We start from the raw sequence: 13,620 nt of genomic DNA on the forward strand, positions 1-13,620 counted from the left end.
CCTGGGACCTATGCCCACCCACCACCCGTTTACTGCCTGTTGAGAAGTGAACGTTGAAAGGGCGCCCTGAGATCTCAGGGCGCCCTTCCTCGTCGTATCCCCGAAGGGGTCAGCTCGCCGCGTCCTCCCGGCGGACCGACAACAAGTCCTCCAGCTGCTCCTCGCGCGCCTGAGCCGCCACGAACAGCAGCTCGTCGCCCGCCTCCAGGGAGTCTTCCCGGGACGGCGTCAGCACGCGCGTGCCGCGGATGATCGTGACCAGGGACGTGTCCTCGGGCCACTCCACGTCGCCGACCTGGGTGCCCGCGAGGGCGGACTCCTCGGGGAGGGTCAGCTCGACGAGGTTGGCGTCGCCGTGGCTGAAGCGGAGGAGGCGGACGAGGTCGCCGACCGACACCGCCTCCTCGACCAGGGCCGACATCAGACGCGGGGTGGAGACGGCCACGTCGACGCCCCAGGACTCGTTGAAGAGCCACTCGTTCTTCGGGTTGTTGACGCGGGCGACGACGCGCGGGACGCCGTACTCCGTCTTCGCGAGGAGGGAGACGACGAGGTTGACCTTGTCGTCGCCGGTCGCGGCGATCACGACGTTGCAGCGCTGCAACGCCGCCTCGTCCAGGGACGTGATCTCGCAGGCGTCGGCCAGCAGCCACTCCGCCTGGGGGACCCGCTCGACCGAGATCGCGGTCGGGGCCTTGTCGATGAGAAGGATCTCGTGACCGTTCTCCAGCAGCTCACCGGCGATCGAACGTCCGACCGCGCCGGCTCCGGCAATGGCGACCCTCATCAGTGACCGCCCTCCTCTTCGGGACCCTTGGCGAACGCCGCCTCGACCTTGTCGACCTCGTCCGTACGCATCATCACGTGCACGAGGTCGCCCTCCTGCAACACGGTCTGCGAAGAGGGCAGCATCGCCTCGCCGAGACGGGTGAGGAACGCCACGCGGACGCCCGTCTCCTCCTGAAGCTTGCTGATCCGCTGGCCGACCCAGGCGGCCGAGGCGTGCACCTCGGCGAGCTGGACGCCGCCGGTGGGGTCCCGCCACAGCGGCTCCGCGCCCGAGGGCAGCAGCCGGCGCAGCATCTGGTCGGCGGTCCAGCGGACCGTGGCCACGGTGGGGATGCCCAGGCGCTGGTAGACCTCGGCGCGGCGGGGGTCGTAGATACGGGCCGCGACGTTCTCCACGCCGAACATCTCGCGGGCCACGCGCGCGGAGATGATGTTCGAGTTGTCACCGCTGGAGACGGCCGCGAACGCGCCGGCCTCCTCGATGCCCGCTTCGCGGAGAGTGTCCTGGTCGAAGCCGACCCCGGTGACCCGGCGGCCGCCGAATCCCGGGCCCAGCCGACGGAAGGCGGTGGGGTCCTGGTCGATCACGGCGACCGTGTGCCCCTGTTGCTCCAGGGTCTGGGCGAGAGCGGAACCCACTCTGCCGCAGCCCATGATGACGATGTGCACGACCGTCCTTCCGGTGTCCTGAAATCAATGCTCAGCCCCATCAGGGTCTCAGACCGAGGCCCAAGCTACACACGCCCGGTCCATCCACGGCACCCCTGTGCGTCAGCGGCGGCCGATGCTGCGCACGCTGGCCAGGGTGAGGATTCCGAGGCCGACGAGGGCGGCCAGGGCGCCGATCAGCTCTGCGGTCGCGGGCATGGAACCTCCAGGAGGCGTGGGGAGCGGGGTTTTGTCATATAGACACGGAGCCGGCGCTCCCGACGGAATCCGCGGCTCCACTCGTCCCTGATTTCACTCGTGAGGCAGATGACAGGGTCTAAGACGGTGGCGAGTAGAGGATCGCCTGTTCGAAGGCCTACGATCCTCTGTTGTGTCCAAACTGACCGACGTGCCCAAGCGCATCCTCATCGGGCGCGCACTGCGCAGCGACCGGTTGGGCGAAACGCTCCTGCCGAAGCGCATCGCACTCCCCGTCTTCGCCTCCGACCCGCTGTCCTCCGTGGCGTACGCGCCCGGCGAGGTGCTGCTGGTCCTCTCCATCGCGGGCGTGTCGGCGTACCACTTCAGCCCCTGGATCGCCGTCGCGGTCGTGGTGCTGATGTTCACCGTGGTCGCCTCCTACCGGCAGAACGTGCACGCCTATCCCAGCGGCGGCGGCGACTACGAGGTGGCCACCACCAACCTCGGCCCCAAGGCCGGCCTCACCGTCGCCAGCGCGCTGCTCGTCGACTACGTCCTCACCGTCGCCGTCTCGATCGCCTCAGGCATCGAGAACCTCGGCTCCGCGATCCCGTTCGTGATCGAGCACAAGGTGATCTGCGCGGTTGCCGTCGTGGTCCTGCTCACGCTGATGAACCTGCGCGGGGTGAAGGAGTCCGGCTCGCTGTTCGCGATCCCGACGTACGTCTTCGTCGCGGGCGTCTTCGTCATGATCGCGTGGGGCGCCTTCCGCGGACTGGTGCTCGGCGACACCATGCGCGCGCCGACCGCCGAGTACCACATCAGGGCCGAGCACCAGGGCCTGGCGGGCTTCGCCCTGGTCTTCCTGCTGCTGCGCGCCTTCTCCTCAGGGTGTGCGGCGCTCACCGGTGTCGAGGCGATCTCCAACGGCGTCCCGGCCTTCCGCAAGCCCAAGTCCAAGAACGCGGCGACCACCCTCGCGGCGATGGGCATCCTGGCCGTCACGATGTTCTGCGGGATCATCGCCCTCGCCATGACGACCAAGGTCCGCATGGCCGAGAACCCGGCCAATGACCTGCTGCACAACGGCGTCGCGATCGGCTCCGGCTATGTCCAGAACCCGGTGATCTCGCAGGTCGCCGAGGCCGTGTTCGGCAAGGGCAGCTTCCTGTTCGTCGTGCTGGCCGCGGCCACCGCGCTGGTCCTGTTCCTGGCCGCCAACACGGCGTACAACGGCTTCCCGCTGCTCGGCTCGATCCTCGCCCAGGACCGCTACCTCCCGCGCCAGCTGCACACCCGGGGCGACCGCCTGGCCTTCTCCAACGGCATCGTGCTGCTCGCCGGCACGGCCGCACTGCTGCTGGCGATCTACGGCGCCGACTCGACCCGGCTGATCCAGCTGTACATCGTGGGCGTGTTCGTCTCCTTCACCCTCAGCCAGACCGGCATGGTCCGGCACTGGAACCGCCACCTGGCCACCGAGAAGGACCAGGCCAAGCGCCGCCACATGGTCCGCTCGCGCGCGATCAACACGTTCGGCGCGTTCTTCACCGGCCTGGTGCTGGTCGTCGTCCTGGTCACGAAGTTCACGCACGGCGCCTGGGTGGCGCTGCTCGGCATGTGCATCTTCTACGCCACGATGACCGCGATCCGTAAGCACTACGACCGGGTCGCCGAGGAGATCGCGGCCCCCGAGGGCCCCAGCGACGACAGCCTCCGCCCGTCCCGCGTCCACTCGGTCGTCCTGATCTCCAAGATCCACCGCCCGGCGCTACGGGCCCTGGCCTACGCCAAGTTGATGCGCTCGGACACCCTGGAGGCGCTCAGCGTCAACGTCGACCCGGCGGAGACCAAGGCGCTGCGCGAGGAGTGGGAGCGGCGCGGGATCGACGTACCGCTGAAGGTGCTGGACTCGCCGTACCGCGAGATCACGCGGCCGATCATCGAGTACGTGAAGGGGCTGCGGAAGGAGTCGCCGCGGGACGCGGTGTCCGTGATCATCCCCGAGTACGTCGTCGGCCACTGGTACGAGCATCTCCTCCACAACCAGAGCGCGCTGCGGCTCAAGGGCCGGCTGCTGTTCACGCCGGGCGTGATGGTGACGTCGGTGCCGTACCAGCTGGAGTCCTCCGAGGCGGCGAAGAACCGGGCGCGGAAGCGGAGCGAGTGGAGTGCGCCGGGTGCGGTGCGGCGCGGTCCCGCGGAGGAGCGGCACAGCGAGTCGTCCTCCAAGTCGAAGCTCTAGCTGCGGCGGCTTTGTGGTGAGCGGCCGGGCGGGGTCCACGTAGACTGGTGGGCTGTTGTCCGGCCGTACCCCCTTTGACGTTGTGGAGTCACCCCGCCATGCAGGCAGAACCGAAGAAATCGCTGGTGGGGGAGGAGTACGAGGTCGAGGTGGGCCCCGTCGCCCATGGCGGGCACTGCATCGCCCGTACGTCCGAGGGGCAGGTGCTGTTCGTGCGGCACGCGCTGCCCGGTGAGCGTGTCGTCGCGCGGGTCACCGACGGCGAGGAGGGCGCGCGGTTCCTGCGTGCCGATGCCGTGACGATCCTGGACGAGTCCAAGGACCGTGTCGAGGCGCCCTGTTCGTACGCCGGGCCCGGCCGCTGCGGCGGCTGCGACTGGCAGCACGCCAAGCCCGGCGCCCAGCGCCGCCTCAAGGGCGAGGTCATCACCGAGCAGTTGCAGCGGCTCGCGGGGCTCACGCCCGAGGAGGCCGGCTGGGACGGCACGGTGATGCCGGCCGAGGGTGACAAACTGCCGGCGGGCCAGGTGCCGCGGTGGCGCACGCGCGTGCAGTACGCGGTGGACGTCGACGGCAACGCCGGTCTGCGCAAGCACCGTTCGCACGAGGTCGAGCCCATCGAGCACTGCATGATCGCGGCGCCGGGCGTCAGCGAGCTGGGCATCGAGGAGCGCGACTGGTCCGGCATGGCCTCGGTCGAGGCGATCTCGGCGACGGGTTCCCAGGACCGCATGGTCATCCTGGAGCCCCGCCCCGGCGCTCGCCTGCCCCTGGTCGAGTTGGAACGCCCCGTCTCCGTCATGCGCGTCGAGGAGCACGACGGCGGCATCCACCGCGTCCACGGCCGCGCGTTCGTGCGCGAGCGGGCCGACGGCCGTACGTACCGCGTCGGCAGCGGCGGCTTCTGGCAGGTCCACCCGATGGCAGCGGACACCCTCGTCAAGGCGGTCATGCAGGGCCTGCTGCCGCGCAAGGGCGACATGGCCCTCGACCTGTACTGCGGCGTCGGCCTCTTCGCGGGCGCGCTCGCGGACCGCCTCGGCGACAAGGGCGCGGTCCTCGGCATCGAGTCCGGCAAGCGCGCCGTCGAGGACGCGCGGCACAATCTCGCCGGGTTCGAGCGGGTGCGGATCGAGCAGGGCAAGGTCGAGAGCGTGCTTCCGCGCACGGGGATCAGCGAGGTCGACCTGATCGTCCTCGACCCGCCGCGGGCCGGGGCCGGCAAGAAGACCGTCGAGCACCTGTCGTCCCTCGGGGCGCGGAAGATCGCCTACGTGGCTTGCGATCCGGCGGCGTTGGCTCGGGACCTGGCGTATTTCCGGGACGGGGGGTACAAGGTGCGGACGCTTCGGGCGTTCGATCTGTTCCCGATGACGCATCACGTGGAGTGCGTCGCGATTCTGGAGCCGGTCGCCAAGCTGTCCTGACCTGCGGTTTTGTGCGTGCGCATCATGGTGTCAGTCGCGCTGCGCCCCTGGCCAGGCGATGTGACGTGCAGTCCGGCTGAGGCGTACCGCTGAGGATTCCGTGATGCCCAGCGGTCGTGCTCAGTCATGTGTGCGGAGTGGCCACCAGGCTCTTTGTCTGCTGGTGGTACCCGGTGCATGTGGTCCTGACCAGTGCGAATGTGAGCTTTGAAGCAGCGATGGCGGGCTCTGGCCCGTGCACGGTCCGGATCTTGGCCGTGAGCTGGGCGAGGCCGGAACGGTGGGTGATCAGCCCAGGTGCCGGTGCTGCATCGGGTATGCACGAGCTGCATGACGATGAAGTGCGCCTGGTTTACGCTCCGTTGGGCAGGCAGGATCGGCCACTTCAGGCACGGCCACCCACAGATGGGCGGCCTGCTTCTGACGCAGGGGCTGGGACAGATCGTTCCGGCTAGCGTCGGAGCGAACAGAGCCGCCGCCCACAGCGAGATCTTCTTGAAGCCCTCTACCGGACCGCCTCGACCCGCGAACGAACGGTTCCCCGCGCCGGGCCTCGCCATCGGCGTGGTGCAGCGTGGCGGTGGTCAGCCTGTGGCGCCAGGTCGGCGGTCCGTTGTCCGGAACCTCGGCCTTGGCCTCCGCGGCCGTCGGGCGCAGGCTCGCGTTATGGACGCGACGACGGAGGTGCACGGTGGGGGACGGGCTGCGTGCGGTGGTGGTCGGTACCGGCATGATCGGTGCCGTACATGCCACGGCGATCCGCGCCGCCGGAGGTGAACTGGCCGGAATGGTGGCGTCGACGCCCCGGCGCAGTGCGCGGGTCGCCGAGGAGTGGGGGGTGTCCGGCCGGTATCCCGACTTCGCGGCGGTGCTCGCCGACGACAGCGTCCGGGTGGTGCACGTGTGCACACCGAACGCGCTCCATGTCCCGCAGGCGGAGGCCGCGTTGCGGGCGGGCAAGCACGTGGTCTGCGAGAAGCCGCTGGCCACGTCGGTCGCGGACGCCGAGCGGCTGACCGCGCTGGCCGAGCGGACGGGTCTGGTCCTGGCCGTGCCCTTCGTCTACCGCTACCACCCGCTCGTGCGGGAGATCCGGGAGCGTCGGTTGCGCGGCGAGTTCGGCGCCTGGCAGTTGGTCCACGGCAGCTATCTGCAGGACTGGATGCTGTCGCAGGACGTCTCCTCGTGGCGGGTGGATCCGGGTGAGGGCGGCCCGTCACGGGCGTTCGCGGACATCGGCTCGCACTGGTGCGATCTGGTCGAGTGGGTGGCCGGCGTCCGGTTCGGCGAGGTGTCGGCACGTCTGGGCACCACGATCCGGTCCCGGCCCGCCGGTACCGGCAGTAGTTTCTCTGCCGCCGTCGACGGCCCCCGGGTCGCGGTGCGGACCGAGGACGTAGCCACGGTCCTGTTGCGCACGTCCGACGGTGTGCTGGGGACGTTGACGGTGTCCCAGGTGTCGGCGGGGCGGAAGAACCGGCTGTGGTTCGAGCTGGACGGTGCGCGGGCCAGCGCGGTCTTCGACCAGGAGCAGCCGGAGACGGCATGGCTCGGCGGCCAGGACGGGGCGCGGGTGATCGTGCGTGACCCTCAGCACGGTTCGGCCGAGCAGCGTCGGCTGTCGCGGCTGCCCGCGGGCCATGCGCAGGGCTACGCGGACTGCTTCACGTCGTTCGTCGCCGACGCCCACACGACGATACGGAGCGGAATCGCGCCCGACGGCCTGCCGACGGGTGCGGACGGACTGCGTTCGGCGCGGATCGTCGAGGCCGTGCTGCGCTCCGCCGACACGCTCGCTTGGACCGACGTACCCGACACCTCGCCCGACCAGGAGGCCACCCCGTGAAACTTGGCATGCTCACCGCCTGTCTGCCCCGACTGTCCCTCGCGGAGATCGCCGCCTGGGCCGGGGAGGCAGGCTATGAGGCCCTGGAGGTCGCCGCCTGGCCGGACACCGGCGGCCGGGACTTCGAGGCGGCCCATCTCCCGGTGGCCGGTTTCGACGGCCGGGCGGCCGACGCGACACGAGCCCTGCTGGAGCAGCACCGCCTCGGCATCTCCGCCCTCGCCTACTACGAGAACAACCTCCATCCCGATCCGGAGCGCCGGGCCGCGATCCACGCCCACCTGAAGGCGGTCGTGGACACGGCGGCGGCCCTGGACGTCTCGTACGTCGGCACGTTCGTGGGCCGGGACTGGACCAGGCCGGTGGCGCACAACCTGGCCGAGGCCGAGAAGGTCTTCCCCGAACTCGTCGAGTACGCGGGTGAGAAGGGGGTGAAGGTCATCATCGAGAACTGCGTGATGGAGGGTTGGCACCCTGACGGCTACCCGGGCAACCTCGCCTACTCGCCCGAGCTGTGGGAGTGGATGTTCTCCCTCGGCCTCTACCTCAACTGGGATCCCTCGCACCTCACGTGGATCGGCATCGACCCGGTCACGACCATCGCGCCGTACGCCGACCGCATCGTCCACGCCCAGGCCAAGGACCTCCAGATCCTGCCCGGCAAGGTCGACCGCTACGGCTTCTTCGGCAAGGCGGTGCAGCGCGACGACCCCTGGGACACCGGCTGGTGGCGCTACCGGGTGCCGGGCCGGGGCCAGGTCGACTGGAACGCGGTCGTCGACGCCCTCTACGAGAACGGCTTCACCGGCACCCTGTCCGTCGAACACGAGGACCCGCTGTGGGGCGGCACCGAGGACAAGGTGAAGACGGGACTGGAGATCGCCCACCGGACGCTACGGCCGCTGATCGTGGCCTGAAGAAGCATGAGAAGCACGACGAAACCCCCGGCCTCTGCTGCGAGGCCGGGGGCTTCGTCGTTGTGCTCGGTCGTACTCAGTCGCCGCCCGCGAAGTGGCACGCGGCCCGCTGCCCCGCCGCCGTGACGGTGAGTTGTGGGTCGCTCTCCGCGCAGATCGTGCGCTCCGGGTGTGTCAACGGGCCGATCGGGCACCGGGTGCGGAAGCGGCAGCCCGAGGGCGGGTTCGCCGGGCTCGGCAACTCGCCCCGCAGGACGACGCGCTCGCGCTCGGGCGCCGAGACGTTCGCCACCGGCGACGACGACAACAGTGCGGCGGTGTAAGGGTGTTGGGGGTTGCCGTAGACGTCGGCGACATCGCCGTACTCGACGATTCTGCCGAGGTACATCACCGCGACGGTGTCACTGAGGTGACGGACGACCGACAGGTCGTGCGCGATGAACAGGTAGCCCAGGCCGAGTTCGTTCTGGAGCCGCTGCAACAGGTTGATGATCTGGGCCTGGACGGACATGTCCAGTGCGGAGACCGGTTCGTCGAGGACGAGGGTGCGCGGACGGCGGGCCAACGCCCGTGCGATGCCGATGCGTTGGCGCTGGCCGCCCGAGAACGCGTGCGGGTAGCGGTCGAGGTGTTCGGAGCGCAGTCCCACCTGCTCCAGCAACGAGCGTGCTTCCGCTTCGAGTTCAGGTCCGGCGACGCCCCGGATGCCGAGCGCCTCGGTGAGGGACTGGCGGATCGTGCGCCGGGGGTTCAGGGACGCGTAGGGGTCCTGGAAGACGTACTGCACCGAGGACCGGACCCGTTTGAGGTCCTCCTCGCGCATCGCGCTCACATCGGCTCCGTCGACGCGGACCGTCCCGCCGGCGATCGGATTGATCCCGACGACGGCCCGCGACAGCGTCGACTTGCCGCAGCCGCTCTCGCCGACGAGCCCGAGGGTGCGGCCCGCGGACACGGACAGGCTCACCGAGTCGACGGCGTACACGGGAGGTTCACGGTGGAACAGGCCGCGCTGCCGTGATCCGACGTCGACCCTGAGGTCGCGGATCTCCAGTACGGGTTCGTCCGTGGGCGGCGCGGGTCGCGGCGGGACGGAGGTCGTCAACTCCGTGCGTACCGAGGTGACTTCGACTCCGCGCTGGGCGGCGAAACAGGCCGCGGTCTGCCCGCTCTCCCCGATCTCCAGCAGCTGCGGCGGTGCGTGCGTGCAGGCGTCCTCGGCGAACGGGCAGCGGGGCTCGAACGCGCAGCCGGGCGGCAGGGCGGAGGGGTCGGGAGGGGTGCCGGGAATCGCCGGGAGCGGCCTGCCGGTCAGGTCGTCGTCGAGGCGGGGCATGGCTTCGAGCAGCGCCGCCGTGTAGGGGTGACGCGGGTGCTTGAAGACCTGTTCGACGGTGCCCTTCTCGACCGTACGACCGCTGTACATCACGACGACGTCCGTGCAGAGTTCGGCGACCACGCCCATGTCGTGGGTGATGATCGCGACGGCGATGCCGAGTTCGGTGCGCAGCCGGGCGAGCAGGCGCAGGATCTGGGCCTGGATGGTGACGTCGAGAGCGGTCGTCGGTTCGTCGGCGATGAGCAGCGCAGGGTCGTTGGCCAGCGCGATCGCGATGACGACGCGCTGGCGCATACCGCCGGAGAACTGGTGCGGGTACTGGTCGATCTTCGTCGGTACGTCGGGAATGCCGACCTGGTCGAGGAGTTCGGCCGCTCGCGCACGCGCCGTCTTCTTGTCGACGCCGTGGACCGTCATGGCCTCGACGATCTGGTCGCCGACCTTCATGACCGGGTTGAGCGCGGCCTGCGGGTCCTGGAAGACCATCGCGACCTTGCTGCCGCGGCGGCGCCGCATCTCGCGTTCGGGGAGCGCGAGCAGGTCCTCGCCCTCGAACTGCACGGTGCCCGCGACGACTTGGCCCGGTGGCCGCAGCATCCGCATGATCGAGCGCGCGGTGACCGACTTGCCCGAGCCGGACTCGCCGACGATGCCCAGGACGTCACCCGGGTAGATGTCGAAACTGACGTCGTCGACGGCTTTGACGCCGCCGCTCGCCAGCCTGAACTCGGTGCCCAGGCCCTCGACACGCAGCAACGGTACGGCCCTGTCCGTGGCGGCCTCCGGCGGTTCGGTCAAAGGTGAGTTGGTCGTCGGGGTCATCGGCGATTCACCGCCTCGTTGAGTGCGTCCGACATCAGGCCGACGCCCACCGCGAGCAGCAGAAGCAGCGAGGCGGGGCCGATGATGTAGGTGGGTGACTGGACCACGAACCGCAGGCCGTTGTTGAGCAGGACGCCGAGCGACGGTGTGGGCGGCTGTACGCCGAGGCCGACGATGGACAGGCCCGCCTCGATGTAGACGCCGACGACCATCCAGACGGCGCCGTTCACGACGATGGCGTCCATGGCGTTCGGCAGCACGTGCCGCACGAGGAGCTGACGGCGTGAGACACCGAGCACCCGGGCGGCGAGGACGTACTCCCGGTCCTGCTGGCTGAGCCAGGCCCCGCGGGCCAGGCGTCCCGCGCTGGGCAGGCCGCCGATCAGAATGGTGAGGAAGAGCGCGAACCAGCCGGCTCCGAGAACGGCCACCAGACAGACCCCGAGGATCAGCCCGGGGAAGCCGATGATCACGTCCAGCAGCCGCTGCACCCCCGCACCGAGCCATCCGGAGATCGCGCCGGAGAGGCCGAGCAGGGTGCCGATCGCCATGCTGAGCGGCACCGCGCTGAGGATGAGGCTCAGGTCGACGCGCAGGCCGTAGACGCTGCGGACGAAGATGTCGCGGCCGAACTCGTCCGTACCGAAGAGGTGCCCGGCCGAGGGGCCGGCGAAGGTGGTCGCTCCCTGCTGGTCGTAGCCGCCCGGGAAAAGGACGGGCGCGAGCAGTGCGGCGAGCACCATGACCACGAGGATGGTGAGGCCGATGACGCCTCGCGGAGTGCGGAACGCCGACAGATAACGGGCCAGGGTCGGGTTGAGCGATCGGCGCGTGGCCACGGGCGCTGTCAGGGGTAGGTCCGTCATCACTGATCTCCCAGCCTGATCTTGGGGTCGAGCACTGCCAGGACGAGCTCGGTGACGATCTGGCAGATCACCGCCACGCAGACCACGCCGAGGATCAGCACCTGGAGGACGGTGAAGTCGCGCGATGTCACGCTGGAGACGGCCAGTTGGCCGAGGCCGTTGCGGTTGAAGATCGACTCCATGACCACGGCACCGGCGAGGAGGGTGCCGATCTCCAGGCCGATCGCGACGACCGCGCTGCCGAAGCTGTTGCGCAGCACGTGGCGCAGCGTGATCCGCCGCGGCGACGCCCCCTTGGCCAGGGCCAGATCGACGTAGTCCTCGTTGCGGACCCGGGTCATCTCCGTCTGGAGCAGGCGGGCCACACCCCCCGCCGGTGAGAGCGCGAGGGCGACCGCGGGCAGGACCAGGTACTGGATGCCGATCGCCGGATCGTGCACCACGCTCACCTCGCCGCTCACCGGCAGCCAGCGGTGGTACACGCCGAAGACGAGAATCAGGGCGAGCGCGATGAGGAACGACGGTACGGCGACCAGGATGCTGTTGCCCAGATCGAGCGCGGTCCGCGCCCACCAGCGCCTGGTCGAGCCGGCGAGCACCCCCAGCGCCGTTCCGATGACGACGACGAGCAGCGTGGCGAACACAGCCAGCTCCACGGTGCTCTCCAGCCGGTCGCCGATGAGGCTCGCGACGCTGCGGTGCAGGAGGTAGGACTGGCCCAGGTCGCCGTGGAACAGTCCCGAGATCCAGTCCCAGTACTGCACGACAGGTGACCGGTCCAGCCCCAACTCCTTCCGGATGGCGGCGATGTTGGCGGCGGTCGGGTCCGAACCGGCGAGGGTGACGGCGACGTCACCGGGGGCGAGCCGGGGCAGGGCGAAGGCGACGACCGAGCTGGCGAAGAGCACGAACACCACCGACGGCACCTTGCGCATCAGATACCGGATCATTTCGACAGCCAGGCCGTTCCGAGGTCGATGAAGCCCGCCTGGGTCGACTTGATACCGCCCACGGCCCGCGTGCGGACGGTCAGCGTCGGCCGGGTGATCAGCGGGACCGTGAAGGCCTGGTCGAGGAGGTACGCGTTGTAGTCGTGCACCGCGCTCTTCTGCTCGGCGGTCGAGGTGGCGGCGGTCACCTTCTGGACCAGTGCGGAGTACTGCGCGCTCTGGAACTTCAGCAGATTGTCGCTCGCCACGTACTCGGGCCGGCTGACCAGCTGGGACGCGGGGGAGAGGGCGTTGCTGCCCATGATCAGGACCCCGGGCGCGCCCATGTCCCGCTTGGCGATCCGCTCGTCGTAGTCCGTCGGGGCGAGCGGGACCGCCTTGGCGGTGATTCCGACAGCGGCGAGATTGTTCTTGACGATCTGGAAGATGCCGGTGGACTCGGGGCTGTTCAGGGTGACGACATTGAGCGTCACGTTCTTCACACCCGCCTGGGCGAGCATCTTCTTGGCCTTCGCCGGCTGGTACGTGTAGTGCTTCGCCTGCGTCGCGTCGTACCCGACGGTCGAGGACCGCCACGGCAGGTCGGTGGCCTCCGCCTGCCCGCCCTCGACCTGCTGGTTGATGCGGTTGCGGTCGATCGCGTACTGGATCGCCTGCCGGACCGTCTTGTTGTCGAACGGCGCCTTCGTGACGTCGAACGCGAGCGAGAGGGCCGATCCGCCCGAGGTCACCAGGGAGTAGCCCGACTGCTCGGCCAGGCTGCGCGAGTCGAGGGCGGCGATACCGGTGCCGTACTGCACGCGACCGCTGCGGATCGCCGAGACGATGGCGGTCGGGTCGTTGATGACGTTGATCTCGATCTTGTCGAGATGGGTGTTCTTGGCGTCCCGGTACTTGGCGTACTTGGTGAGCACGACCTTCCCGCCGGGCGTCCATGATGTCCAGGAGTAGCGGCCGGTGCCGTCGACGACCTTGCCGGCCGCGTTGCCCGCGTACGTCGCGGGGTTGACGATCGGCATCGTCTCGAAGAGGTCGAAGATGTTGGGCGTCGGCTTCGAGAAGGTCAGCTTGAGTTCGTGGTCGCCCTCGGCCTTCATGGACGTGATCTGGGCGGCGATCGGCTGGTTGGCCGCGCCCGCCGCGGGGTCCTGGACCTTCTTCAGCGTGAACAGGACGTCGTTCGCCGTCAGTTCGCGGCCGCTGTGGAACGTGACGTCGTCGCGGAGCGTGATGTCGATGCTTCTGGCGTCGGGCGCCAGTTTCCACGACTTGGCGAGGACGCCGTTGGGCTTGCCGGTCTTGGCGTCGATGAGCGTCAGCGTCTCGAAGACCTGGTACTCGGAGAGGATGTTGCCGACCGAGGTCTTCAGGAATCCTCCGGGGTCGACGTCGCTGGTCTGCGCGACGACGAGAGTCCCTCCGTCGCGCACCGCGCCGGCGGACGCGGAGGTACCGGCGACGGGCTGGGTGGCGGCGCTGCACGCGGCCGACGTGAGCAGGGCCGCGCCCACGGCGACGCCTGCTGTCAGTCGGCGGTACCGGGCTGGCTGGGTGAGTGACATCGGTACTC

10 protein-coding genes are annotated in these 13,620 nt (G+C 69.5%); 4 read left to right on the plus strand and 6 right to left on the minus strand.

Annotated features, from left to right (window positions below):
• Nucleotides 1-109 precede the first annotated feature (109 nt).
• Nucleotides 110-787: a potassium channel family protein gene (locus ACNFOC_RS11335; RefSeq protein ID WP_019061074.1), complete on the minus strand. Its 678-nt coding sequence runs from the start codon at nucleotides 785-787 to the stop codon at nucleotides 110-112.
• Nucleotides 787-1,458: a potassium channel family protein gene (locus ACNFOC_RS11340; protein ID WP_033283949.1), complete on the minus strand. Its 672-nt coding sequence runs from the start codon at nucleotides 1,456-1,458 to the stop codon at nucleotides 787-789. The genes ACNFOC_RS11335 and ACNFOC_RS11340 overlap by 1 nt, the downstream gene beginning before the upstream one ends.
• Nucleotides 1,459-1,828: 370 nt before the next feature.
• On the opposite strand from ACNFOC_RS11340, the gene ACNFOC_RS11345 reads away from it, so the two are divergent.
• The 4 genes from ACNFOC_RS11345 to ACNFOC_RS11360 all read left to right on the plus strand — a co-directional run bounded on the left by ACNFOC_RS11345 (nucleotide 1,829) and on the right by ACNFOC_RS11360 (nucleotide 8,073).
• Nucleotides 1,829-3,883 (plus strand): APC family permease, encoded by a 2,055-nt coding sequence (locus tag ACNFOC_RS11345; RefSeq protein ID WP_416958957.1) that lies wholly within the window; start codon nucleotides 1,829-1,831, stop codon nucleotides 3,881-3,883.
• A gap of 98 nt (nucleotides 3,884-3,981) precedes the next feature.
• Entirely contained in the window at nucleotides 3,982-5,310 is a 1,329-nt protein-coding gene (locus tag ACNFOC_RS11350; RefSeq protein WP_416958958.1) for a class I SAM-dependent RNA methyltransferase, read from the plus strand.
• A gap of 691 nt (nucleotides 5,311-6,001) precedes the next feature.
• Nucleotides 6,002-7,156 carry a Gfo/Idh/MocA family protein gene (locus tag ACNFOC_RS11355; protein ID WP_416958959.1) on the plus strand — a complete coding sequence of 385 codons (1,155 nt, stop codon included), beginning with the start codon at nucleotides 6,002-6,004 and terminating at the stop codon, nucleotides 7,154-7,156.
• Complete coding sequence (locus tag ACNFOC_RS11360) at nucleotides 7,153-8,073, plus strand: sugar phosphate isomerase/epimerase family protein (protein WP_416958960.1); 921 nt, start codon at nucleotides 7,153-7,155, stop codon at nucleotides 8,071-8,073. Before ACNFOC_RS11355 ends, ACNFOC_RS11360 begins: the two co-directional genes overlap by 4 nt.
• Before the next feature lie 76 nt (nucleotides 8,074-8,149).
• On the opposite strand, the gene ACNFOC_RS11365 is transcribed toward ACNFOC_RS11360, so the two are convergent.
• Genes ACNFOC_RS11365 through ACNFOC_RS11380 form a run of 4 tightly spaced genes read right to left on the minus strand, consistent with a single transcriptional unit; the run spans nucleotide 8,150 to nucleotide 13,612 of the window.
• A complete protein-coding gene (locus tag ACNFOC_RS11365; RefSeq protein WP_416958961.1) occupies nucleotides 8,150-10,234 on the minus strand; it encodes an ABC transporter ATP-binding protein in 2,085 nt (694 codons plus the stop codon).
• Nucleotides 10,231-11,100 carry an ABC transporter permease gene (locus ACNFOC_RS11370; protein WP_416958962.1) on the minus strand — a complete coding sequence of 290 codons (870 nt, stop codon included), beginning with the start codon at nucleotides 11,098-11,100 and terminating at the stop codon, nucleotides 10,231-10,233. The genes ACNFOC_RS11365 and ACNFOC_RS11370 overlap by 4 nt, the downstream gene beginning before the upstream one ends.
• Nucleotides 11,100-12,050, minus strand: coding sequence for an ABC transporter permease (locus ACNFOC_RS11375; RefSeq protein WP_416958963.1), 951 nt, complete (start codon nucleotides 12,048-12,050; stop codon nucleotides 11,100-11,102). Before ACNFOC_RS11375 ends, ACNFOC_RS11370 begins: the two co-directional genes overlap by 1 nt.
• A complete protein-coding gene (locus ACNFOC_RS11380) occupies nucleotides 12,047-13,612 on the minus strand; it encodes an ABC transporter substrate-binding protein (protein WP_416958964.1) in 1,566 nt (521 codons plus the stop codon). The genes ACNFOC_RS11375 and ACNFOC_RS11380 overlap by 4 nt, the downstream gene beginning before the upstream one ends.
• Nucleotides 13,613-13,620: the final 8 nt, after the last annotated feature.

It is taken from the genome of Streptomyces colwelliae (assembly GCF_048158785.1).
In the GTDB taxonomy this organism is placed as follows: domain Bacteria; phylum Actinomycetota; class Actinomycetes; order Streptomycetales; family Streptomycetaceae; genus Streptomyces.

Coding starts and splice junctions, on each gene's coding strand:
- ACNFOC_RS11370 (WP_416958962.1), bottom strand. CDS start 11,100: ATGACGGACCTACCCCTGACAGCGCCCGTGGCCACGCGCCGATCGCTC.
- ACNFOC_RS11335 (WP_019061074.1), bottom strand. CDS start 787: ATGAGGGTCGCCATTGCCGGAGCCGGCGCGGTCGGACGTTCGATCGCC.
- ACNFOC_RS11350 (WP_416958958.1), top strand. CDS start 3,982: ATGCAGGCAGAACCGAAGAAATCGCTGGTGGGGGAGGAGTACGAGGTC.
- ACNFOC_RS11365 (WP_416958961.1), bottom strand. CDS start 10,234: ATGACCCCGACGACCAACTCACCTTTGACCGAACCGCCGGAGGCCGCC.
- ACNFOC_RS11375 (WP_416958963.1), bottom strand. CDS start 12,050: ATGATCCGGTATCTGATGCGCAAGGTGCCGTCGGTGGTGTTCGTGCTC.
- ACNFOC_RS11380 (WP_416958964.1), bottom strand. CDS start 13,612: ATGTCACTCACCCAGCCAGCCCGGTACCGCCGACTGACAGCAGGCGTC.